Origin of the sequence: Peribacillus sp. YIM B13472 (assembly GCF_042788005.1) — a bacterium.
GTDB classification, from domain to species: Bacteria; Bacillota; Bacilli; order Bacillales; family DSM-1321; genus Peribacillus; species Peribacillus simplex_E.
The window spans coordinates 14,819-39,159 of record NZ_JBHZPG010000013.1 but is presented as its reverse complement, the minus strand read 5'-3'; the positions used below and the strand labels follow the sequence as shown (position 1 = coordinate 39,159).

Sequence of the window (24,341 nt, the reverse complement as noted above, 5' to 3'; positions counted from 1 at the left end):
AAAAAATTCAAAATTAAATAACAAAAGAAATAATCATTGCTTAATTAAATAAAATAAAATATTATTAAATTAAACACAGGTTTCTAAAAAATCTGATAATTTTCATTTGCAGAAAAGGATGTGCTTTTGTTGATTAAGGTTGCTGCAGTTCAATTACAAGCTATCCCTGGAGAAAGGGATAAAAATATTAAAAATTGTATAGAAATGGTTGAAGAGGCGGCTAAACAGGGAGCTGAATTAATCGTATTACCTGAACTTTGGGTGAGTGGTTACTATTTATCGAAGGAGCAATTCCAATCGTTGCAAGAGGTTTCGACTGGAGAGACTGTTTCATTATTTCAAAAGCTCGCTAAAGAGTTAAAAGTAATACTCATCGTACCTTTTGTTGAGGGGGAAAATGGAAACCTTTACATATCCTTAGCTGTAATTGAGTCAACAGGGGAAGTCATTGCCACTTATCGAAAATCATTTGTATGGGGAAGAGAGAAGGGAATATTTACTCCTGGTGAGAAAGTCTATAATGCAATAGAAACATCGAAAGGGAAAATAGGTGTTCTTATTTGTGCAGATATTGAATTTCCTGAACCTAGCCGAATTCTAGCTCTTCAAGGTGCAGAACTTATTATTGTTCCTTCAGTATGGAGTTACGGAGCTGAAACAAGATGGGATATTCAACTTCCGGCACGTGCACTCGATAATACGGTTTATATCCTTGGCGTAAACACGGTTAATGAGGGAAGTTGCGGAAAGAGTAAACTTGTTGCTCCGACCGGTGAGGTACTATGTGAAGCTTCAAGAACAGAGCAGAGTATTCTAATTCATGATGTGGATTTTTCAATTATATCCAAGGTGCGAAAAGAAGTTCCTTATCTGGATGATTTAGACAAGAAATTGTGGCCAAATGCTTGTTTATTTGAATTGAAAAAATAGTATCAGCGCCGGAGCCGATCCCGAAATGCTTGTTATTTGTGACATAGAAGATGTACCTTTAGCATATATGCCTGGGAATGCAACCCGAATTCGTGTGAAAGCAGCTGGTGATTTAGCCCAGTCTGAAATGAATGAACTGGTGTAGGCGAGGCAGAGGACTGTAAATTAGCTACCTATTGTGCAGAAGAAGCTTTACTTTTTCTAGTAGGTGGAAAAAGCGAGACGCTATGAATAGTGGAGTTGACGAATATTATACTTGGTATTGAGTTTAGGAAATGAAAATTGGCATCTCTGAAATAGTAGATATATGCTAACACAGATAATTGAGCTTATACACTAACTTATTTGCCGAATAACAATGAATATAAATGTTTTTGATTGGCGATAATTATATTATTGTACTACCCCCTAAGTGGTACTCCTCCATTGTTAAAAGCCCCTCTCTTAATCGAGGGGCTTTTTTTGTGATGGGATTGTTAAATAAATTTGTAGGAGCTTTTTGGACTGCATTTAGATTGAATTGGATTTTTTATACCTCTGTCCAACCAAAATTATCAGCGGTGAACCTATAATGCTTGGAAGAAACCAAAAAATTAATGGGTTCCATTCATTCAAGATAGTTATATTGGGTACATTCACTACAAGAATTGCAGTACAAATAGCGATATAGGAACCGAGCATCCCGCTAATATGAGATGCAATCCAGTTTTTCCATTTCTTCTTACCAGCAAGATAGCCTATAAATGCGAAAGAATATGAAAATATCCCAATGAAAAATAAATAGGCGCTGCTTTCCCAATTCAATATTGCCATTGTCAGGGATGTGACAAAGAGTACAACATATGCACCGTGATAAATTTCACCACAAATTGTATGCATACCTCTTTTTTTCTTTGAAGACATAGCACCTATTCCACTAATAAGGCATATTGCTCCAGCGAAAATATGAATGAACAGAATGATCTTAAAGATAAGCATCTTTCCCTTCGTTAAATAATCATTATCGTAACGTAACAGATTAAATATTTATTTTATTATAATACAAATATTTACCAAAAATATGAATGTTAATTTGCAAAGAACAAAATAATTTAGTTATGGAAGATGAGTTTCCATACAATGGAACACCTTTTGCCAAAAAGGGTTCAGGCGCTGTATACGTTGCGGAAAGACGTCAGTGAATCCGTTTTTTTGTGTTAATTTATATCTTTTGTATAAAGGAAGTGCCCACTCAAAAAAGGCAGTGTGCGTAGTCCTTTTTAAGGATAAAGGAGGATTTTACGATTCATTTGAAGAATGTTTTGAAGAATGGGGGTGGATTAATTGCGACAACATATTGAACAGGACTTATCTAAAGATGATATTTTTAGAATGATTATTAAGCACCTTGATGTATTTCCGTTGACTAGTCTAGAGGCTATTAGAGAAGTGATCAGAAGTTCATTAAAACAAAGAGGCTTGATAGGGGGGATGAATAAACAAACAGGAGCCGCTAATGTAACATATAACCGGAAAATATCAGACCAGGATATCCTGTTATTAAATGATTGTATTTGTGACCTTTTAAATAGCCGCGTTATCCAACCTGGTATTGACGATGATAATCTGGATTTACCATGGATTCATGTTTCTGATAAAGAGAAACTTAAAACATTGGTAAACTCCCTGTCTTAACTTTTTACATATAAAAGCCCTTCTCTTAATCGAGAGGGGCTTATTTTAGGTTAGAATTTCTTTATCCGATAATTGCAATTTTCTATATCATTCATACTCAATTAATTGTACGTTTCACCTGTAAGGTGAGTTTCAAACATATCGATGATTTCAAGGAAACGTTCAGCTTCACGGAAAACGTGATCGGCCAATAGAGGATGGATAATGCTCTTGATTTTGCATTCTTCGATTAAATCTCTTGCGGTTTTCTTAAAGTCTCGAAGTGATACGACGGAAACTCGATTCTGATCTAGAAATTGATCCAAAAGAGGAGCGGTTTGAGATTGCGGTTTCATGGATTCTAAGTCCACAGCTTGAAAGACTAATTGATCAAAATCATTGCTAAAGTTACGAGCCATATCCACCAGCTTTCTTTCCGATGGATCAAGGAGATGTCCGATGAATTTTGCATGATCCGCCATGATCCTTAAAAAGAAAACATTTTCTTTGATTATGGCATCTGCAAGTGGTTTCAATTTACCCTCATTTAATTCTTTTAATCGTTTTCTGAAATAATTGGCTTCCCTGCTTGTATGGTCGACTAAAAGTGGGAAATTGTTTGCACCAGGCAATTTACAGGTGAGGATCAATCCTAATACCTTCCTTTTGAATAAAAATATTCCTGTAGCAGCTTGTTGCACTTCCGAGTTGAATCTCTTGATCTGTTCTGGATCAGCTTGATTTGTTAATGTATGGGATTGCTGTTCTATCCGTTCAAATAAATGATAAAACTGATTAGCCTCCTCTATTAGCTGTGTATCTTCACACCTAAAACCTAGTCTTAGAAATAACGAGTGTTCTTTCATTATTCTTGACCAAAAACGAATCTCATCTAAAGAGCGTGCAACAAACATTCCTGATTTATTCCTCATAGCTTCCTGTATATCCTCACTCATAACTAAAGCCCCCTTTTTAAAACAAAACCATCATTAAATCTTATTAACAAAGGGACATTAGTATTCTGCTCAATTGAAAGCAATTACTAATCTCCTTTTAGCACCTCAACCAATTGGTACTTGATGGCGTTTATTATGATGAGTTCTTGAAGGGGAATAACATGATTCATCCAAATTCTTGCCGGTATTGTGATTATTGCATTTTAGCGAGAAAGGTAAATGGATTTTGAACCTAGGATGGCACCAAAAGCATGTAACATTAGAGATTCAAAGGGGGAATCGAATACCATGTATTTTCTTGAAAAACTTTTTGCAGCCACTCTGTATAAAAAAACCCTTAGACTTTATCTAAGGGTACTCGTATTTTAATCCAGCAGTATCATTAGGTTACTGGTGATAGTCATTTGTCACTAAGTTCATTTATTTTTTTCGTAAGCTCATTAAACTTCTTATCGAGTTCTGTGTACGCTTTATCGTTTGGAGTCATAAAGCTAAGCTTTCCCAAAACTTCCTGCCTTTCTGTTTCAAGTGTTAATCGCAGTTCTTCCAAATCATCTCTTTTTGAGGATGTTGATTCATGCAATTGCTTTTGTATGCGATTATTCGAAATGACAAGTTTGCTGCTTGTCGTTTTTTCGAGAAAATATCGATCATGCGAAACGACGATTAGCGTTCCAGTATACTGTGCTAAGGTTTCTTCAAGTTGTTCCCGTGAAGCTAAGTCCAGATGATTTGTCGGCTCATCCAAAATAAGCACATCTTTTTCTTCTAATATATATTCCATTAACTTACACTTCACCCGTTCACCCATACTCATATTCTTAATGGGTTCTGTCCAATGAGACGCCGTGAAGCCTAAATGCTTCATTAAAGTTTGAACGTTCCCTCTCGACTCGAAAGTTTCTTTATGAAATAGCTGGGAGGGTGTTAGTTCAAGTGGTAAATCAAACACCTCTTGCGTCAAATAGCCTATTTTTGCAGATGGAGAAATCCATACATCGCCCGCAAAAGTTTCATGTCCAAGAATTATTTTTAATAATGTCGTCTTTCCGCTGCCGTTGGGGCCTATAATGGAAATCTTCTCACCATGCTGAATCGTGAAATTGACGTTTTTAAACAGTGTTCGCCCGCTAAAAGTCTTCGTTAAATTCTTAACTTCCAAAAAACGTTTTCCCGTCTTGTTTTTTGTTTTAATTGAAAAGCGTACAGTATATTCTGATTCAACAGGTTCAGCTTTTGCTTTTTCAAGCTCTTTTTCAAGACGCTTTTGTTTAGATTTTACCTGTGCATCCATTCGCTTCGCTTTCACGCGATAGTATTCCTTAACTCCTTCCTTTTTCGTCGATTGTGAATGGGCTTTTTTTGACCAAGAAGTAATTTCATTCATTTGTCCCTCGATCTGTTCAACCATTTTTTGCTGTTTTTCATATTCACGTTGTTGTGTAAGTCTTTTCTGTTTGCGAACATCCATATAACTAGAATAATTCCCTTTGTGCTCAATTAGCTTTTTATCTTCAATCGACCAAATTTTCGTTACGACAGCATCCAAAAAATAACGATCGTGCGAAACAAAAATAATGGTACCTCTATAATTTTTTATTTGTTCATTAAGGAATCCTAAACTGGCCTCATCAAGATGGTTCGTCGGTTCATCTAATAGTAAAAGGTCTGCACCTTTAGAAAGTCCTTTTGCTAGCCGGGCTTTGAGTTTTTCTCCTCCGCTTAATTGTAGGAAGTCATGGCTTGGTACATGCATTTTATCCAGTAATTTAACTTCGGTAGGCGTCTTATCTTCTGAAGAATGCGACTCGACTTCTTGTTCAACCATAAAAACTTTCAAGTCTTGCTGCAGCCATTGGATTCGTCCATGTGCAGGCTCTAAATCATTGTTAATTAATTGCAGCAACGTAGATTTACCGGCACCATTTTTGCCAATGATACCGATGATTTCCCCTTGTTGAACACTAGCATTAACATTTTCAAAAATGTTATGGTCCAATACTTCAAAGCTGATATTGGTTAATTTTAATAGTTCTTTCATATAATTATCCCTCTCCTTAAAGGGAGAATAAAAAAAATCCTCCCAGTTCATATGGAAGGATTAGCCGTACCTGTGCATTATCAAATAAGAGCTATTTTCATGATAGCTCTACAATTTATAGAAAATGGGCAGACTAATCCTATTTCGTATGATTTGAAATATGTGATTTCAAATTTTAAAAATAAGATTAGTTAATCATCGGCCACCCATCATCCCTTCTGATATTAATAAAATCAGTATAACATAAAATAATCTTTGAAAACAAAAGGAAGCTTTTCATTTATTGAAACAAATTATCTAGCCTTAATTACTGCTTCTAAATGAATATTAGTGCCAGTTATCTTCTATAAGTAGAGGGGCCTTTTTTTATATCATTATCAACTAGTATTAAAACTTTTCCGGCCTTTATATCCGTTTCATAACTTTCTGCCTCTTTTTCTGAAATGCCTAATCCAATGAGAGTACCAGCCAATCCTCCAGTTCCTGCACCAACAGCCACTCCTGCCAGTGCTGAAACGATAGGTCCAGCAGCGAGCAGCGGTCCTATTCCTGGAATGGCCAATGCACCCGCGCCGGCAAGAAGGCCAGCCGTCCCGCCAATAACTCCACCTGTTGCAGCTCCGGTTGCTAATCCTTCTTCAGCCTTCGTACCCGTTTTTCTCTCGACCACTTTTGTTTCCTTCCGATCTTTGGCAACAACAGAAATTTCATCACGTTTATACCCTTGTATCAAAAGTTCTTCAACAACTTTTACCGCATCTTCACCGTTTTCATATATTCCTACCACTTGTTTACTCATTAAAGTCATCCTCCTTTAACTTCCATCTATTGTTCACCTCATAATATGAGTCATAAAAGATTTATATTCGTTAGGTTAAAATAACAATGTTAATAAGGATATTAGGCTTGGTGTCTCGATAGATTCAACACTTTTTTTCGAATAAAAGGTTCAAAAGATGCAGTTAATATTTCTCTAGGAAGGGTATTGAGGGAGACATCATTTAAATTGCTCTAATTCTGGTTCAGGTAATGAGAATCTTTAATTTACATAATCGATGCTTGAGCTTCAAAGTAAGCAGGCTATGTAAGATATAGGGGAGCGGGTTATTGATATTGGAGAAAGAAAAATAAAATAAACAACTCCCTGATACAAGCCGGATCAAAGATTTTTATAAAGAAGGAAAAAATATTAATGTTTTACTTGTATTATAACGGCAATAATATCCACAATTATAGTGTGGGCAATAGAACGGTATGTCTGCTAATTAGGTGTTTATAAAAACTGATACATAATGATAAAACATAGAAAAAAAGGATTATAATCATGTCCAATGGGTTAATCTTTTTTGAGAAAGGAGGAGGTCATTAATATGGAATATATAAAGGGAATCGATGTTTCACATTGGCAAGGTGCTATTAATTGGGAGGAAGTTGCAAAGGCAGGCGTGAAGTTCGTGTTCATTAAAGCAACAGAGGGAACGAGTTATTCTAAGCTATCCTATTTCAAAGAAAATGCACCACAAGCATTGGCGGCGGGATTGAAAGTCGGGGCCTATCACTATGCAAAGTTTGCAACTGTTTCAGAAGCAAAGGCTGAGGCAGCTTATTTTTTAGATTCAATCAGCTCTTTTGCTTTAAATTACCCTGTTGTTCTTGATCTTGAGGAAAATAAAAAAAAGGCAAAGAAAAAAACGCTGACCGATGCAGCATTAGCTTTTTTAGAAGCTATTGAAGAAGCTGGATACACGGCCGTGCTGTATACTGGTAAATACTTTCTCGAAAACACTTTGGATGAATCAAGGTTGACGAATTATTCTTTGTGGATTGCCAGATACAACAGCACGTTGGGACGTGGCGCAGATATTTGGCAGCATTCTGATTCGGGTAAAATAAGGGGCATCCGTACAAAGGTGGATTTGAATATAGCCTATAGGGATTTTACGAATACAAAAAATACTTTTAGGAAGCACAGCTCCCATGCATTGAAAACCAAAACAACCACAGCTTATACTGTATCAAAAGGCGACACACTTAGCTTCATTGCAAAAAAACATAATACAACGGTAAAGTCTCTTGTTGGTCTTAACGGAATTAAAGACCCCGACAAAATTTATATCGGTCAAAAATTAAGGTTGAAATAAGTAAAGGCTCTTCTCATTACGAGAGGAGCTATTTTTTAAAATATTCCTTATATTTCTTTAAGTTCGTCAATTGCTACTTCTGATCTTTCCTCTAATGGTCCTCTTAAATGTACTGTAGCCGTTCTTCCATCTTCATTTAAATTATCAATCCATACTGAGGTGCCATTATATCTCACCTCAATGTCGGATGAAGAAGAAAGTATCTGTCTTACACGCTTAACATCCACATATATCCCTCCCTGCTAATTAGTCTACCTATTATTTGGGGAAAGGCTTAATTTTATTCGTTTATTCAGGGATTAATGTTGCAACTAAATCATTTAAGGCACGATGATGTTTAATCTTACCTGTTATCCGTCGTGAATATTTGAGGTGCTTTTTAGTTTGCAATGAAAAGATAAGAATTCTTAATCTTGGAAATATTAAGTTTCTGCTAGAATGGAAGGGAATGTAAAATAAATCTTGGGGTGATGAATTTGAAAAAACGCATACTGGAATCCCAGTTTATCTCAATGGGCTAAGACTAAGCAAAAAAGAATATATTATAGAGCTAACGGATGCCTTGCTTTCAATAGGGGAGTCGCCACCTACTCAAATGGAGTTAATGGGACGGAAGGGTTGAATAAGGAAGTAATTAAGATGGGACAATATTGGAGGAGAAAGTGTTGTTTGGTTTGAAGTCATACGCATTCTTATACATGCTTTTAGGGGGGTATCATGGAATTATCGTTATTATTGGAATATGGCTGGGTGTTAATTATTCTAATTTTTTTAGAAGGCTTATTATCTGCCGATAATGCATTGGTATTAGCCATTATGTCAAAGCATTTACCAAAAGAACAGCAAAAAAAAGCGATTAATATTGGGTTGCTTTTAGCTTTTATATTCAGGATTGGTGCAATCTTCATTATTTCGTACCTTTTCCATGTTTGGCAAGTTCAAGCAATTGGTGCTGCATATTTGATTTTCATCTCATTAAAGCATTTACTAAAAAAGGACCACGGGGAAAAAGAGGGAAAAGGGAAAAGCTACCGTATGACCGTTGCGCAAATTGCATTGGCTGATATTGCTTTTGCTATCGATTCCATTTTAGCTGCAGTCGCTCTTGTCATTGCCTTGCCAGATACACCAATGGGTGATATAGGAGGTATGGATGGGGCAAAATTCATTGTTATTTTATTAGGGGCAATTGCAGGTTTAATTGTCATCCGGTTTGCAGCAGGGTACTTTGTTAAGATACTGACGGAGCGACCAAGCCTCGAAACGGCAGCCATGTTAATCGTTGGTTGGGTAGGGGTTAAGTTATTAATGCATACCCTTGCACATCCAGCCGTGCACATTATCCCACACGATTTTGTTGAAGGACCGATTTGGAATATTATCTTTTGGTCAGTCATGCTTCTTATTGCTATAGGCGGATGGTTTTTATCTGGAAAAACAGTGAAAAACGATAAGCAAAATGACTAATGTTATCAGAATAAAAAAGAGTTGAAAACCCTTAGTGTTAATTTTTTAAACCTTATGTTTGCTAAATAGGATTTTTAGACCGACTTGACTTCCAATTTCGGTCTTTTTGCCTCCAGGCACTTGCTCTCCTTGGCTCCTTTGCGCTCCAATCAACATTGTATTATCATTTAGATAGAACCCTTTTGCCTAAAAACTGAGGAGACCACAATAAGTGGTCTCTTTTAATAATGTTTAACAAATCCTGTTTGTATATCATGTATGAAGCAAATAACCTGATTTATTTATCCACTGCAAAAATCTGTGTACTGTGCACGATGCGAGATGAGGATACTTGAAGATTTATGGGCAACGTTCAATAAGACCAGAGGCAGCACTGCCGAAATGTAAGAAAGGGCATTGCATCGTTTTTATATCCAAACCGATGACCAGTTCTGATCGGCTAGTATCTACTTTCCTTAGTTTCCTTTTTTTTATGGAACCGCCGACAATTCTAATGAAAAAGCCCACTTATATTTATGATATATTTTTTAATGAATCAATTATAAGGTCTAAATCTTTACAGTATTTCCGCACTAACCGTGATTCTATTGATTGGCTAATGGATAATTGATGAGCGACCTTTCATGTATTCCTGAACTTTTGTATATTATATGAGGTAACAATCAGGTTTCTTTCAACTACTTCTAATGCTTTAACTAATGAATAATTTTGTGGCATTTGACGGCAGAAAGCAGCAGTATAGAAAAAACTATCAATGAAGAACCTACAAATCTAACATCTTAAATTATCATACATACTGGTAGGATACAGTATAAGGGATAAACGCCAACAGGCACCAGCTAAAAAACAGCTGGTGCCTGTTGAGCGTTCGATGAAACCGTACAAAACTTTTCTGATTTGTAAACAAAAAATGTCTCTCTAAATTATTTATCGCAAAGCCGATGATAAATGGCAGTTGATTCAACGGAGCTTATTGACGGGAAGGGACGTTCAAATACTTATCTGTCCCTTAAAGAATTGATGCTCCGTATGAATAAAAACAAAAATGCCTCCTCATATTAAAAGAGAGGGGATGTGTCACATGATAAAAAGTATATCTACTTTTCAAGCGACAATGGTGCTGATTCTATCTATTGGGTTGATGAACCATGTTATCGTTTTGCCTTCACTGCTTGGGGCATCCGGAAGAGATTCATGGATCAGTAATTTAGTCACCGGAGTGCTTTTTCTTTTATGGCTTCCCATGGTTTATTGGATCATAAATAAAACAAAACAACAGCATATCATTGGCTGGCTTCATACTCACAGTCACCCGCTCGCCGCCTGGTCCATAAAAATCCTTCTTTTCTTCTATATTTTATTAAACTTGTTTGTCACTTTATTTAGCACATTTTCCTGGGTAAACAGTACTTATATGATTCAAACGCCAGAATATATATTATTTATACCTTTCATCATCCTATGTTTTATTGCTGCAGAGGCTGGAATCAAAACAATAGCCATTGCCGGGGGATTGGTTTTGCCCCTTGTTGTGGCACTTGGATTTATGATAATGACGGCAAATATACAGTATAAGGATTATTCCTTGCTTTTCCCTATTTTTGAAAATGGATTTACACCTGTTTGGGACGGGGTCGTAATACTAGGTGGAGGTTTTACAGAGATATTTCTACTCATTTTGATTCAACAGTTTGTAAAGACAGAAATAAAGTTCAGGAGTTTACTTTTTTTAGGTTTATTTCTTTTGTTTATCAGTATGGGACCCATAATAGGCTCCATTACAGAGTTTGGTCCGGTACAGGCTGCAAAAATCAGCAATCCTGCATACGCTCAATGGCGGTTACTAACTATGGGTAAGTATTTGAACCGGCTGGATTTTTTATCAATATACCAATGGCTTTCAGGTGCATTTATCCGTGTATCGTTATCGATATTCCTAATGGGGGAACTGTTTCAAATTAAATCAAAGAAAATAAAAAATATTGTATTGCTTGCTATATCAGTCTCCTTAATCATTGCGCTTTGTATACCAATCGACATTCCAGCATACAGGAATTTTACCGAACGATATTATTTTAAATTGAGTGTGATTAGCATTTTGGTTATAACCTTTTTCATTAACATAGTCATTTTTTTGAAAGAAAGGGTGAAAAAGAATGGAGCCTCTATTGAACAAGGCAAATAAGGGGAGTTCTTCGGAGATCCAACTAACGACGGAATATTTCAATGAACTATTCGGAATGAGCTCGGATGTAAAATTCAAAAAGCATACCATTACATCTGAAGGGAAAACAGATCCGCCCCTTATTTGCACTTTGATTTATTCAGAGGTGTTGGTCGATGTCAAAAAAATGTGGGAATCAGTAGCACGGCTTGATAGTGTATTCATAAATTCTAAACTGAAGGAAGAAGAGGTTATAGAGGATCCGCATGAAGAATTTAAAGTCAGTAGGGTTCTCCCTTCCTCCACTTTAAAAGAAAATGTGGAGGAAAACGTATTTTCCGGGATGGTCCTGATGCTATTTGAAGAATTGGAATTATTATTTATGTTTTCCCTACCAAGCATCCCGAATCGAAGTCCCGAGGAAACACGTAGTGAAATTTCCATCCGAGGTCCGCGTGATGGATTTATCGAAGATATCTCTGTTAATTTAGGGTTGATCAGAAAAAGATATAAAACTGCATCACTCGAAAATCAATCATTTACCATTGGGAAAAGGAGCAAGACAAAAATCAATTTATTATATGTGAAGGATGTTGTAAATCCAGAAACCATTGAAAAAGTAAAAAGAAAAATCTCCTCCATAAACACAGATATCTTGTTGGGAACTACTGAACTTGAAGAATTTTTATCAGACAGTAAGTTCAACCTGATCCCGTTATTTGATTATACAGGGAGGCCGGATTATGCTGTAGCCAGTTTAAATAATGGGCGCTTTGCCATTTTAGTGGATGGGTCACCAACTGCCTTAATTGGACCAGGTAATATTACATTATTGTTAAAAGCCGCGGAAGATCGTCATACTCCATCTTACTATACAAATTTCGAATATTTCTTTCGCATTTTCGGACTAATGGTATCAATATTTCTGCCAGGTTTTTATATAGCACTAATATCATTTCAATTAGACCAGCTCCCCTTCCCATTTTTGGCGACGATAACCGTATCTAGATTTGGGTTGCCTATATCACCTCAACAAGAGGCCTTCTTGATTTTGGGTTTATTTGAGTTGTTTCGAGAGGCAGGGATCACACTCCCCAAAGCAATCGGTCAATCACTGGCCGTTGTGGGTGGCTTAATTATAGGGGATGCGGCAATTAGAGGCGGGATTACATCCCCGACGATGTTGGTGGTGGCAGGTACTACTGCGGTAGCCACCTATACATTAATCAATCAATCTTTAGGTGGAATTGTAAGCATGGCCAGGTTTTTTGTATTATTTCTCTCTTCTGTGTTAGGTTTATTCGGATTCTTTCTCGGTGTTTTCTCCATTGTCCTTTATATATCAAGGCTGCAGATTTATGGTTTACCCTACTTAGCTCCTATATCACCACTATCCTTGAAAGATCTTCTAGGGGGCGGTGTCTTTGTGAAGCCATATCTCTTTAGAAAGAAACGTGCCGAAATGCTGAAAACAAAGGACAGAACAAAAGGAAATCGCTAATGAAAATGATCCTTAGATTTATACTATTCGTAATGAGCCTTGCTCTTTTAAGTGGCTGCTGGGATGCCAAGGATATTCAAGATATTCAATATATAAGTGCAATGGGAATAGATTATCAAAATGGTCAGTATGTCATTTATGTGCAGGTGACGTCTTTTGCCGGTGTGGCTAAACAAGAGGGCTTGGAACCAAAACCAACACCTGTTTGGGTCGCCGAGGGACGCGGGAAAACAATGAATGAGGCCATGAATGACATTTATAAAAGGTCAAACCAGTATATTTATTGGGCTCATGTTAAATTGATCATTTTCTCTGAAAGCTTACTAAAACATGGATTGGACAACGTAAACGACCCCATTTTAAGATTTCAGCAAATTAGGGAAACAACTTGGTTATATGGAACCGATGATTCCTTAGAAAAGATCCTCTTTGTCAATAGTTTATTCGGCTCTTCAGTGCAAACAAGCATTTTCAATCCGGAGGATATTTATAAATTAAGATCCTTTGTCGAACCCATCAGATTCAAAGATTTTATACGCAAAATTATGAAACAGGAATGACAATAAAACTACCGAAGATTTCGTTGAAAAATGAGGTATGGAAAGCAAAAGAAAAAACACAGAACACCGTAAAACTATCAGGGTCCTATTTTATTAAAAATAATCAGCTAAAGGGGGAGATAGCAAATAAACATCTTGGGGGTATGAGATGGTTAACAAAATCAACGGTAAGGTCCCCAATTAGAATAAAAATCAACAAAAACAAAAATGTTCAATTATCTCTAATGAGGCCAAAATTCAATATAAAACCTATCTATGTAAATGATAAAGTCGAATTCGATATTTCAATTGAAGTAGAAGGTACCGTAGTGGATATGGAAGAAAACATCTCCTTACCCCACCTTAAAGAAAAAATACAGGGGGAATTAGAGAAAGAAATTAGGGATACGTACAAATATGCTCTTGAAAAAAATATAGACATCTATAATTTAGAAGAAGTTATCTACAGAAAGGATTTGAAAAAATGGAAAGAAATTTCCAAAGGTGGTTTTAGCCTTAATGAAGGATCCATCCGTAATATTCAGGTGGATATTGCTATTAAAATAACAGGCGATTATAAATATGAGTACATGAATTGATACCTTCAGAAGTGGATCGCAGGCTGCCATGACAGAATCTTTCTTCAAAGTCGTTTCCAATGATTATGATATGGCAGCCACTGTAAATGATATATTCAACAACTAACCATGTATACTATCTAATTTATCTCCACTTGTATTCCATATTTCGATGATAGCTGAAATAATCACCAGCTATAATATTGGTAGATAGGTCATTTAAATATGTCAGGAGATAAAAAAATGAATGCTTACAAATTTACACTGTTGATACTTTTAACGACTTTTTTAATGGGTTCTTCCTTTGCAGTAGTTAAAATTGGTCTGCATTATTCATCCCCATTATTATTAGCAGCATTACGCTTCACACTTGCAGGATTCATAATGGCGATGATCGTAATCTTTTTAAAAAGACCGCATCCAAACTCTAGAGGGGATTGGATTAAAATGCTTATTATCGGCACTTTTCAAACAGCCGGAGTAATGGGGTGCATTTTCCTGAGTTTACGCACTATAACAGCAAGTGAATCCTCAATACTTACATTCACGAACCCGTTACTTGTTGTTGTATTCGGTACCATCTTTTCACAAACACGCTATAAACTATATCAATGGATTGGAGTTTCATTAGGATTAGGTGGAGTAATTATAACGATGGGGGCTCAACTTGAGTTTAAGGTTGGTATTCTTTTCGGCATTCTTTCTGCTGTTTTCTGGGCCATTTCCACTTTATTGGCGAAAAAATGGGGAGCGATTTCCGATACATGGGTATTATCTGCTTATCAGATGCTTTTTGGCGGTTTACTGCTTTTACTTGGCAGCTTTATTCTTGAAAAACCATTCTTCATAATGAATGGTCATTCGTTGTTCATTTTATTATGGTTAAGTATCATGTCATCGATCGTGCAATTCGCTGTTTGGTATTACCTTTTACAAAAGAGTGATCCAGGAAAAACAAGTGCCTTTTTATTTTTGGCACCTTTCTTCGGAGTATTATCAGGGTGGGCACTATTAGGTGAACCGATATACACTTCACTCCTAATTGGCGGACTATTTATTATCATTGGCATCTATCTTGTAAATAGCAATTTCCAAAAGGAAAATAAATTTGTAAAAAGAGCTTTATAGTAATCGTATGGATTTTCCTAAGCTGCCAAGGTCAGAAAATCCCTCGTGAAAAAGAAAAGCGCCTCTTTTCTTTTTCACGAGGGATTATTAAATTATACCTCTATACAAAAAACTTCTTTAAATCCTTCTTTCCCTTTAGCTGTTACTTTTACTGCGCGAATAGATGGAACACGGACTATCCAGCCTAAATCAAAAAAATGTGTAAGGAGCCCATTTCCTAAAGCACCGCCAAGATGATGGTGACGTTCACTCCAGTCTAAACATGAGTGGGAAAATGAACGGCGCTTTTTTCTTAAATCAGGTAAATCGATGCCGAATTCAGAAAAAAAATGATCTCCTTTGGGTGTGACTGTAAACTCTCTCTCTTCTATTTTCAAATATCCGGCTTTCAACATCGATTCAGTTAATTGGACTCCTAGTTTTCCTGCCAAATGATCATAGCAAGTTCTGGCTTCCTTAAGCAATTTGACTTGGTTTGATTGTTTTAACGACCGAACTTCAGGAGGTGGGGAAATGGCAAGAAATGATTCTAAAATGTGCGCAATTTCTCCATTTGCTAGCTGATAGTAACGATGTCTTCCGTGCTTTTCAACTTTAACAAGATTACCTTCCACTAATTTAGAAAGGTGAAAGCTGGCGGTTTGAGGTGTTATTACAGCCATCAATGCTAATTCACCTGCCGTATGAAAACGCCCATCCAGTAAACTTGCAAGAATTGTTGCACGTGACTTTTCCCCAAGAAGGGAGGCTATCTCCACCATATTTGGATTTATACTCAAAATAGTTATCAACCTTTCTACCGATATTTAAGTTTGAATAAGCTGAACGCAAAGTAAATAGCATTAAAATATGTAAACTTATTTTTCTATTATACAGTACCGCTGCCCTAGTGATATTCTGTATATTCACGATTCCCGCTTTAAATATTTTTGAAAACGGCCGATGAAATGGTCCAAATCGCAGTGCAGGAAGAAATCATAGATTTTAAAAGAATTGATCTTTCCGTGAAGCCTTAAAATCCGTGGGCACTCCCGTTTGAATTTCACTTCAACGAAAAGCTTGAACGGGTAAATATATAGGTTCAAGTGTTTCCTGAATATCGGAAGGTTTTTGGGGATCTATATTCGAAGGTGTTTTATAGATGTTAAAGGGGCTTCCGTTAAATTGGGTGCTTTTTTTATTGGGGAGAGATTATGGAATCAGGAGAGGTTAAAGAAAAGACTGTAAAGAAGAAAGACTGTCTATCCTTTGGATAAGCGTTTTTTAATGAAGTATATTCTTTGTAAACTAGGCATACATTCTTACATGTTCACTAACAGTAAACGTTCCTTAATAGTCTTGGAATAAATACCGGTGAATAGTCCCTTTTGTCGAATTTAGTAGTCAAATAGGAGGGAATGAAGAGTATGAAAATATCAGACGTTGGATTTAAAGGCCAAGTTTTTGGATTTATAAAGTTCACACCTTTTGTGGAAAGTTTCTTGTCCGGAGATTTATATATGAATAATTTCAAAAAGTATATTGATATGGAAAGTGCTTTAGGGGAAAAAGGTGTAGGAGACAAATTTGAAGCAGCACATGTTTTTACGGAATTAACAATGAATTTCTTTACTCAGGATACCCATGAATTAATAATGTCCGGGCGAACTAAAAAAATGAATTTCAGAAAAAATATAAATGAAAAAAGACCATTATATTGTATGTTTGCAATTGTCGGCGATATGTTAAAAGTGGTTAAGGAGGATGACAAGTATTACTATACCAAATTTGATTTACCTAATGAACAAATCGATAAAATGATCAGGGAGTTCGGAGATAGCTTGATTTTTGTTACCCCATCGCAATTTATTGACAGAATTACTAAAACACTCAATGAAAAAGGTTATGCTTACAGAGGAGGGTTGGTAAAATATGATGATTATAACATCAATTCCTCAGCTAGGATGAGCTCTTATAAAAATCAAGGGACTGATATTTACTTTTGGAAAGATAAATACTTTGAAAATCAATATGAATATCGCATAGTTCTCACAGATCAAGAAGTTGATGAAGCTTTAATTGTGAACGTTGGTGATATTTCAGACATTAGTACTATATTTAATGCAAATGAATTTTTCAGTGATAAATTTGAAATAAGATTACGAAAGAAAGGAAATCTAAGCATCCATTAAATTGGGTGCTTTTTATTTGCAGGAGGGATAAAGAAAATATTGAGCTCTTTAAAGAATTAAATAGAAGAGTTAAATTAACCGGAAATTCTAGGGTGATTGCATCCACATGGTTAAGGCAAAACACATGAATTATAATAACTCATTTAAATTCACTAGTATTGTTATCGGTAATTTAAAACGAAAAAAAAGAAAAACTTACCTAATGGGTAAGTTTTTCGGATATAAATTTATTTTTTATTGCTATACACATGCCTTTTTAATCTGAAAGTATCCGTATATCTAGCTTTAGAATATTAATTGTAAGTCCTCGCACACGAACCTTACGATGCATATGCTTAAAAAGAATAGGTTCATCAAAAGGTGAACTCTGCATAAAGTCAAAAACGATCGAGGTTACTTTTTTTCGTTACTTCGAGAGATAAACGCGCGCTTCATAAGGTTTTAATGTATTAGAAGAAATTTCATCACTGTTTTGATCCGTGTAGTTATTGATTAGCAGTTGTCTAGCTTCACAGCTAATGTGTTCTGGTAATTCAAAGTAGGCTGCTTCCCCTGTAAAGTTGCAAATAACAAGTAATGTTTCGTTATCTAAAGTACGTATATACGCATAAATTTGCTCATTTTCTTTTAAAATAAGATCATATGCACCGTACACAATTACGTCATATTTTTTTCTTAACTTAATTAGTTTTTGATAGTAGTAAAAGATAGAATTCGAGTCTTCTAATGATTGTTTCACATTAATTTCTCTATAGTTTGGATTTACTTTTAACCAAGGAGTACTTGTTGTAAAACCAGCATTTTTACTATCGTCCCATTGCATAGGAGTTCTAGCGTTATCACGGCCTTTAATATAAATGGATTCCATTACTTTAGCTTTATCCTCTTGACCCTCTATAACTTTTTCACGGTACATATTCAGAATCTCAATATCCTTATAATCATCAAGACTAAATTTAACATTTGTCATACCTATTTCCTCACCTTGATAAATATAAGGCGTTCCCTGCATCATATGAAGGAATGTTCCAAGCATTTTTGCGGATTCTACTCGGTAAGATGTATCATTGCCAAAGCGAGAGACCATTCTTGGTTGATCATGGTTATTTAAATAAAGGCTATTCCATCCTTTTCCTTCCAATCCTTTCTGCCATTTTGTCATGCATTCTTTAAGATCGTCCAGCTTTAAAGGCTTTACATCCCATTTTCCGCCTGGTCCTGAGTCTAAATCCATATGTTCGAATGTGAAAATCATATTTAGTTCAGTACCTTCACTATTCGCATACTTAGTGGCATCATCAACGGATGCCCCAGGACATTCGCCGACTGTCATCATGTCATATTTCGAAAGTACCTCACGATTCATCTCTTGTAGATACTCATGCACACGAGGACCATTCATAAAGAAATCGCCACCCCAGTCGTATCGCTTTCCGCCTGGAGTGCTGGGCAATCCTTCCGCTTTGGAAATGAGGTTAATCACATCCATTCGAAAACCATCAATGCCCTTATCAAGCCACCATATCATCATGTCATGAATTTCTTTTCTTACTGTAGGGTTTGCCCAATTTAAATCAGGCTGTTTTTTGCTAAACAGATGAAGGTAGTATTCATCTGTTTCTTTATCATATTGCCAAGCTGGACCACTAAAAACTGATGTCCAATTGTTTGGCTCTTTTCCATCTTTGCCGGGGCGCCAAATATAGTAGTCTCTGTACGGATCATCTTTTGATGATCGGGATTCAATGAACCATTTATGTTCATCTGATGAGTGATTAACAACTAGATCCATCATTAATTTCATATTGCGTGAATGTAATCCTTCCAAAAGTTCATCCCAGTCATTCAGGGTACCAAACTCATCCATAATGTCTTGATAGTCACTAATATCATAGCCATTATCATCGTTTGGAGATTTGAAAACAGGTGATAGCCAAACGACATTAACTCCTAATTCATTTAAATAATCAAGTTTTGAAATAATTCCACGTAAATCTCCAATTCCGTCCCCGTTACTATCCATGAAACTCCGAGGATAAATTTGATAAACAACACTTTCTTTCCACCATTTTTTCTCCAATTTCATCTTCCTTTCACTTCTAATTTGTTTCTTAATCAGTCTCATATTCCCCTTATTTAACAGCACCTTTTGTCACACCACTAATAATCCATTTTTGAGCTATGATATAAACAAGGACCATAGGGGAGAGTGCCATTAAATAGGAGGCAAATGCTAAGTTATAATTTGTTGTAAACTGTGACTGGAATACATATTGAACAAGCGGCAATGTCATCGAATCACGATCACTTAAAATAACAAGTGGTAACATAAAATCATTCCATGCCCACAAACATGTTAAAATTCCGACTGTTGCGTTTATTGGGCTTAATAATGGAAAAATAACTTTCCAAAATACTGTCCAAATACTTGCTCCATCTACATAAGCTGCTTCTTCTAATGACTTGGGAATCGAACGTATATAGCCCACATAAATAAAAATATTAAAAGCCAAACCGTATACAATATACAGAAAGATAAGTCCTGTCATATTATTTAATCCGAATAGGCTAGTTTGCTTTACAACAGGCAACATAATGATCGGAAAAGGTACAAACATCGCACTAACAAAATAGTAATAAAGCAACTTAAAGAATCGTCTATGCATATTCCGTGCAATGGCATAAGCCACCATCGAATTTGTCAGTAATGTAAGAGCAACTGTAAAAACTGTAACGATAAAGCTATTTTTAATAGATTGAAAAAAATTCGTCAGGCGAATGGCTTCAGCGAAGTTTTCCCATCTTAATGTATGAGGCAGAGACAAAAGGGATTTACTCATTTCATCTGGTGACTTGAATGCTGTCACGACTGTTAGGTAGAGGGGAAATAAGATAACCAGTGAGCAAAAAATTAGCAGTATGGTTATAGGCCAATTTACTTTTTTACTTTCCATTACATATCCACCTCACGTTTTTGAAGGAATTTAATTTGCAGGATTGATATAACCACAATTAAAATAAAGTAGATCACAGAATTTGCTGCCTGATAAGCGAACTCCCCCCCTGAGAAGCCCCCTTTATATATCAATACCGAAATGGCTTCCGTGGATTGACCTGGACCTCCATTTGTCATTGCAATAATATGGTCAAATACCATCAAAAAGTTTTTCATTGCAAGCACCATATTTATGGTGAAGAAAGATGCAATAAGTGGAAATGTAATGTGTTTAAAACTTTTCCATTTTCCCGCACCATCTAAACTAGCAGCTTCGTACAATTCAGTTGGAATCGTTTGTAATCCTGCTAAATAGAGAATGGTATTAAATGCAACGGCTTGCCATACAGCCACAATCACAATTCCAACCCATGCTAAATCTGGGTTACCAAGAATATTTTGTGTTAAAGATGTGATGCCCAACTTTTCAGCAATTTGAGGGATAAAAAATGCAAATAAATAATTAAAGATAAACCCAACGATTAATACGCTTAGAATATTCGGCACGAAAAACACAGCTCTAAGTGTATTTTGAAATTTAATCTTTGCATTAAGTCCTATGGCAATTGCCAAACTAATGATATTTACGAGTAAAGTGGAAACAATGGCAAATTTAAATGTAAAGCCATAGGAAGCCAAAATACGTTGGTCTTGGAATAAATTCACATAGTTTTTTAAGCCAACAAAATTAAAATCCCCATACCCTTTATAATTTGTAAAACTATAAATCATTCCTTGAAAAACTGGAACTGTATGAAATACAAAAAATATTAAAAATGCTGGAAGCACCATCCAGTAATAGGCTTTGGATTGTTTAACCACTCGTTTTTCCCCCTTGTTATTCTCTCGCTTTGACTTTATTCCACTCATCATCCAGTTTTGAAAGGAACGGTTTGACTTCTCCTTTAATTAGAAAATCCTGTACTAAATTGGCTGCTTGCATACTAGCAGGGAAATAGTGTTCCGGAAAACTAGTGATTTTTTGTTGTACAAAATAAGGGTTTAACTCTTTTAAAGCTTCATCATTTTGTAAAACATTTTTAACTGCAGAAAAACTGTTTTGTTCTTGAATGTAATACTGTGAATTTTCCTTTTCTAATAAAAAATGAATAAACATTAACGCTTCTTTTTTATGTGGTGTATCTTTTGACATCGTTAATGCAGTATCTACACCTGATACGAGTTTGTTTTGAGATGAATCATTGGATGCAGGTAAGGGAAAGGAACCGAGTTTTATATTTGGGTTAATTGCCTTAATTGATGAGATTGCCCAGCTTCCTTGGATATACATAACTGATTCACCATTTGCAAACGCCCGATTGCCTGCATTATAGTCACGGCCAAAATTATCCTTATGGCCATAATCGAGCAATGTAAGCATTTTTTCTAAAGTTTCCTTGTAATGCTCTGTAAAAGTTGTTTTATTGGAATTGCGATCCTGGATAAAGTTGTCACCTTGCAAGTTTCCTGCTAAGGCATTAAATGAGACCATTGCAGTCCAAGCATCTTTATACGTAAAATAAAAAGGTAATTCTCCTTGTTTTTGAATCCGTTTTGAAACGTTAATTAGCTCATCCCATGTTTTGGGTACTTGTAACCCTAACTCTTTAAATTTATCCTTGTTATATAAAAGCATATTTGCATTCGTCGCAAAGGGAATTCCATTATCCTCATTATTCGTTCTACCTAATAAATTAAGCATATTAACATAGTCTGGTATAACTTTATTGATGGCTGAATCCTTTGAAAAATCATAAAATAATCCTTCTTCTGCAATATCGCCATACGTAGCATTGCCTCCGATCGCTAAAAGGTCTGGTACATCTTCTTTCACCAATCTCGTCCGTAATACCGTCTCGGAATCAGGAACGTTATTCTGTTCAATATCAATATTGGGGTGCAATTTTTCAAACCTTTCAATTAAATGATCAAATGTCGCTACAGCTTCCGGCTTATTTTGAAAAAATTCAATATGGATTTTTTCATCAGCTGTTGTTTGATTAGCACATCCTGTAAGTAAACTGGCTATAAATGCTGTAGTACAGAGGTAACGCCACTTATTTTTCATATACGTATCTCCCGTCTGAAAATTTCGTCTATTTTATGCATAAGTAAACGTTTACTCTAATGGAATCATCAATGATAGTAAACGTTTACGTTAAGCCGTTTATAATTGGAGTGATAATAGTGTAATCACCCCAACTTGTAACTTAACCTTTATTCGCTATATGAATGGACTGTATCACGTTCAGCAATATGATGAGGATAAATCTGGTTTATTTTTAAAGATGGATCCAATAAAAGTTGAATGGAATCTTTACCCATCTTATATAAGGGCTGCGCTACCGTCGTAAGTGGGGGAATGGCCTTCTCAGCTGTAGCTGTATTATCGTATCCTATAATGGATATACTTTCCGGTACTCTAATTCCTTTTTTATATAAAAGTGATAAGGCTCCTACAGCCATTTCATCGCTTGCACAAAATACAGCTCTTACTTTTGGGTAACTTTTCAATAAATCGTCTATCCCCTCAATACCACTCTTGAAAGAAAAATCTCCATACGTGATCATTTCATTGGTCACTGTTATTCCCACGTGATTTAATGCGTCTGTAAAGCCTTTTACACGTGGAGTTGTCGAAATGATATCGCTTTTTGTTCCTGCAATCATTCCAATATGTGAATGCCCTTTTTCTACTAAATAGGTCGTGGCATCGTAAGCAGCTTGATAATCATCTACTTTAATAAAGGGAAGGGGATAGTCTGATTGTGTTGCCACTAATACAACCGGTACATTGTTTGTTTCAATCGCTTTATAGTAATCTAGCGTGATAAATTCACTGACGATAATAATTCCATCCACCCGTTTTTCATACAATGCCTGCAAGTAGTTGATCGTTCGTTTACCATCATGATTGGTTTTACATATCATTACACTGTAACCAAACTCATGAGCTTGTTCCTCAATTCCGGCTAAAACCTCACTTGCAAATAAATCAGATACATTGGGAACGAGTACACCTATCGTTTTTGTTTTGCGATTAATTAAACCTCTTGCAACGGCATTAGGTTGATAACCAAGTTCTTTGATTACCTTTTTTACTCGTTGTTGTGTTTCATCCGAGTAGCCAGGCAAATTATTTAAAATACGAGAAACAGTCGCAACGGATACATTTGCTTGCTTTGCTACATCTTTAATGGTAATCGACATGTTTCACCAACTTTCTACGTAAACGTTTTCTAAAAAACCTTAACATATAAATAAAGCGTTTTCAATACAATTTATTTCAAAAATTGAATATTCTAACTTCCGTCAAACGACTTGTTTCATATGTAAACATTTAATCCGTTAATTTCACGATTATGTGAATGAAAAATATATGAAGCATATATTTTGAAAAAAGGGTTAATAGAGGTGGATGTAGATGTAAATGAAGATTTTCGAAAACAAATGCCCCAGATAGAAAACGAAAACATAATATGATGTGATGTTACACACATACACAATGATAAATATACAGTTGCAAATAGTTGGAGTGAAGAGAGGTTAAAATAAGCGAAATCAAAAAAACATTCACAGAAAACCGAAATTACCAACACAAAATAGGCGATTATTTCTGCCATCTTAGGGGAGAGAAACAGACTCGTTGGAGATGGGAAATGAAAGAAAACATAGGAAGCACAGCCTATAAAAAGAAGAGTCTCTAGGATAGAAGATGTGTCTTTAGAAAGCCGAAGTTCGTGGATAAAAGTAAGCGCAACTTCCGAAAGTTCACTTGAGATAGTTAAAAGATTGCTAATGCTAATTGTACTTTCAGCTAACGGGCGCGGGTTTTATTCAAGAAGGAAGAAGCATAGTTTATCCGGATTGATCATCAATCGAATAAAAAATTTTCACCTTTGAATCTAAGCCCCAGATAAGTCATTCTATCCTTTGATTTGAAGTAGCTATTTGTGCAAGAATAGTTCCCTTTTTAATAGTAATTTTTCTGTCTGTACATGCTTTTGAAGCTTAGACACTCATTTTCCATAAACACTATACAAATATACCCATAAAGGGGTGATGCCACTTTTTTTT

21 protein-coding genes are annotated in these 24,341 nt (G+C 35.8%); 10 read left to right on the top strand and 11 right to left on the bottom strand.

The features are described 5' to 3' along the window. Nucleotides 1-120: 120 nt before the first annotated feature. Complete coding sequence (locus ACFX4I_RS12270) at nucleotides 121-930, top strand: nitrilase-related carbon-nitrogen hydrolase (RefSeq protein ID WP_377420906.1); 810 nt, start codon at nucleotides 121-123, stop codon at nucleotides 928-930. Between the two features lie 510 nt (nucleotides 931-1,440). Here ACFX4I_RS12270 and ACFX4I_RS12265 read toward each other — a convergent pair. After that, the gene (locus ACFX4I_RS12265; RefSeq protein ID WP_377420904.1) at nucleotides 1,441-1,908 is read right to left on the bottom strand and encodes a DUF2306 domain-containing protein; all 468 of its coding nucleotides are present in this window, start codon (nucleotides 1,906-1,908) and stop codon (nucleotides 1,441-1,443) included. 345 nt (nucleotides 1,909-2,253) lie between these two features. On the opposite strand from ACFX4I_RS12265, the gene ACFX4I_RS12260 reads away from it, so the two are divergent. After that, the gene (locus tag ACFX4I_RS12260; RefSeq protein ID WP_230301953.1) at nucleotides 2,254-2,604 is read left to right on the top strand and encodes a hypothetical protein; all 351 of its coding nucleotides are present in this window, start codon (nucleotides 2,254-2,256) and stop codon (nucleotides 2,602-2,604) included. Nucleotides 2,605-2,705: 101 nt separating this feature from the next. On the opposite strand, the gene ACFX4I_RS12255 is transcribed toward ACFX4I_RS12260, so the two are convergent. The 3 genes from ACFX4I_RS12255 to ACFX4I_RS12245 form a co-directional block, all read right to left on the bottom strand. Then, complete coding sequence (locus ACFX4I_RS12255) at nucleotides 2,706-3,539, bottom strand: DUF2935 domain-containing protein (protein ID WP_377420902.1); 834 nt, start codon at nucleotides 3,537-3,539, stop codon at nucleotides 2,706-2,708. Between the two features lie 400 nt (nucleotides 3,540-3,939). Next, a complete protein-coding gene (gene abc-f / locus ACFX4I_RS12250; protein ID WP_377420900.1) occupies nucleotides 3,940-5,580 on the bottom strand; it encodes a ribosomal protection-like ABC-F family protein in 1,641 nt (546 codons plus the stop codon). Between the two features lie 337 nt (nucleotides 5,581-5,917). Beyond that, nucleotides 5,918-6,379, bottom strand: coding sequence for a general stress protein (locus ACFX4I_RS12245; protein WP_063576757.1), 462 nt, complete (start codon nucleotides 6,377-6,379; stop codon nucleotides 5,918-5,920). Nucleotides 6,380-6,950: 571 nt separating this feature from the next. On the opposite strand from ACFX4I_RS12245, the gene ACFX4I_RS12240 reads away from it, so the two are divergent. Beyond that, nucleotides 6,951-7,721 (top strand): GH25 family lysozyme, encoded by a 771-nt coding sequence (locus ACFX4I_RS12240; protein WP_377420898.1) that lies wholly within the window; start codon nucleotides 6,951-6,953, stop codon nucleotides 7,719-7,721. Between the two features lie 47 nt (nucleotides 7,722-7,768). On the opposite strand, the gene ACFX4I_RS12235 is transcribed toward ACFX4I_RS12240, so the two are convergent. Continuing rightward, on the bottom strand, nucleotides 7,769-7,948 hold the full coding sequence (locus tag ACFX4I_RS12235) for a small, acid-soluble spore protein, H family (RefSeq protein WP_377420896.1): 180 nt from the start codon (nucleotides 7,946-7,948) through the stop codon (nucleotides 7,769-7,771). Between the two features lie 490 nt (nucleotides 7,949-8,438). Here ACFX4I_RS12235 and ACFX4I_RS12230 point away from each other — a divergent pair, with 490 nt between their 5' ends. The 6 genes from ACFX4I_RS12230 to ACFX4I_RS12205 all read left to right on the top strand — a co-directional run bounded on the left by ACFX4I_RS12230 (nucleotide 8,439) and on the right by ACFX4I_RS12205 (nucleotide 15,098). Then, on the top strand, nucleotides 8,439-9,188 hold the full coding sequence (locus ACFX4I_RS12230; RefSeq protein WP_377420894.1) for a TerC family protein: 750 nt from the start codon (nucleotides 8,439-8,441) through the stop codon (nucleotides 9,186-9,188). A 1,081-nt stretch (nucleotides 9,189-10,269) separates the two neighbouring features. Continuing rightward, nucleotides 10,270-11,373, top strand: coding sequence for an endospore germination permease (locus ACFX4I_RS12225; RefSeq protein ID WP_377420892.1), 1,104 nt, complete (start codon nucleotides 10,270-10,272; stop codon nucleotides 11,371-11,373). Next, the gene (locus ACFX4I_RS12220; RefSeq protein WP_377420890.1) at nucleotides 11,345-12,853 is read left to right on the top strand and encodes a spore germination protein; all 1,509 of its coding nucleotides are present in this window, start codon (nucleotides 11,345-11,347) and stop codon (nucleotides 12,851-12,853) included. The genes ACFX4I_RS12225 and ACFX4I_RS12220 overlap by 29 nt, the downstream gene beginning before the upstream one ends. Next, nucleotides 12,853-13,413, top strand: coding sequence for a Ger(x)C family spore germination protein (locus ACFX4I_RS12215; RefSeq protein ID WP_377420888.1), 561 nt, complete (start codon nucleotides 12,853-12,855; stop codon nucleotides 13,411-13,413). The genes ACFX4I_RS12220 and ACFX4I_RS12215 overlap by 1 nt, the downstream gene beginning before the upstream one ends. 23 nt (nucleotides 13,414-13,436) lie before the next feature. Continuing rightward, a complete protein-coding gene (locus ACFX4I_RS12210) occupies nucleotides 13,437-13,991 on the top strand; it encodes a Ger(x)C family spore germination C-terminal domain-containing protein (protein ID WP_377420886.1) in 555 nt (184 codons plus the stop codon). 222 nt (nucleotides 13,992-14,213) lie between these two features. Next, nucleotides 14,214-15,098 (top strand): DMT family transporter, encoded by an 885-nt coding sequence (locus ACFX4I_RS12205; protein WP_230301961.1) that lies wholly within the window; start codon nucleotides 14,214-14,216, stop codon nucleotides 15,096-15,098. Between the two features lie 92 nt (nucleotides 15,099-15,190). Here ACFX4I_RS12205 and ACFX4I_RS12200 read toward each other — a convergent pair whose 3' ends face one another. After that, nucleotides 15,191-15,877 carry an ArsR/SmtB family transcription factor gene (locus ACFX4I_RS12200; RefSeq protein ID WP_230301962.1) on the bottom strand — a complete coding sequence of 229 codons (687 nt, stop codon included), beginning with the start codon at nucleotides 15,875-15,877 and terminating at the stop codon, nucleotides 15,191-15,193. A gap of 627 nt (nucleotides 15,878-16,504) precedes the next feature. Between ACFX4I_RS12200 and ACFX4I_RS12195 the strand changes: the two genes are divergently transcribed. Then, on the top strand, nucleotides 16,505-17,269 hold the full coding sequence (locus tag ACFX4I_RS12195; RefSeq protein ID WP_230301963.1) for a hypothetical protein: 765 nt from the start codon (nucleotides 16,505-16,507) through the stop codon (nucleotides 17,267-17,269). Between the two features lie 406 nt (nucleotides 17,270-17,675). Here the strand turns inward: ACFX4I_RS12195 and ACFX4I_RS12190 are convergent, their stop codons facing one another. The 5 genes from ACFX4I_RS12190 to ACFX4I_RS12170 all read right to left on the bottom strand — a co-directional run bounded on the left by ACFX4I_RS12190 (nucleotide 17,676) and on the right by ACFX4I_RS12170 (nucleotide 23,474). Further along, nucleotides 17,676-19,355 (bottom strand): glycoside hydrolase family 13 protein, encoded by a 1,680-nt coding sequence (locus ACFX4I_RS12190; RefSeq protein ID WP_377420883.1) that lies wholly within the window; start codon nucleotides 19,353-19,355, stop codon nucleotides 17,676-17,678. Between the two features lie 46 nt (nucleotides 19,356-19,401). Then, entirely contained in the window at nucleotides 19,402-20,223 is an 822-nt protein-coding gene (locus tag ACFX4I_RS12185; RefSeq protein WP_063234577.1) for a carbohydrate ABC transporter permease, read from the bottom strand. Next, a complete protein-coding gene (locus ACFX4I_RS12180) occupies nucleotides 20,223-21,056 on the bottom strand; it encodes a carbohydrate ABC transporter permease (RefSeq protein ID WP_230162282.1) in 834 nt (277 codons plus the stop codon). Before ACFX4I_RS12180 ends, ACFX4I_RS12185 begins: the two co-directional genes overlap by 1 nt. A gap of 46 nt (nucleotides 21,057-21,102) precedes the next feature. Continuing rightward, nucleotides 21,103-22,332, bottom strand: a complete 1,230-nt coding sequence (locus ACFX4I_RS12175) for an ABC transporter substrate-binding protein (RefSeq protein ID WP_377420881.1) — start codon at nucleotides 22,330-22,332, stop codon at nucleotides 21,103-21,105. A gap of 149 nt (nucleotides 22,333-22,481) precedes the next feature. Beyond that, nucleotides 22,482-23,474, bottom strand: a complete 993-nt coding sequence (locus tag ACFX4I_RS12170; RefSeq protein WP_377420879.1) for a LacI family DNA-binding transcriptional regulator — start codon at nucleotides 23,472-23,474, stop codon at nucleotides 22,482-22,484. Nucleotides 23,475-24,341: the final 867 nt, after the last annotated feature.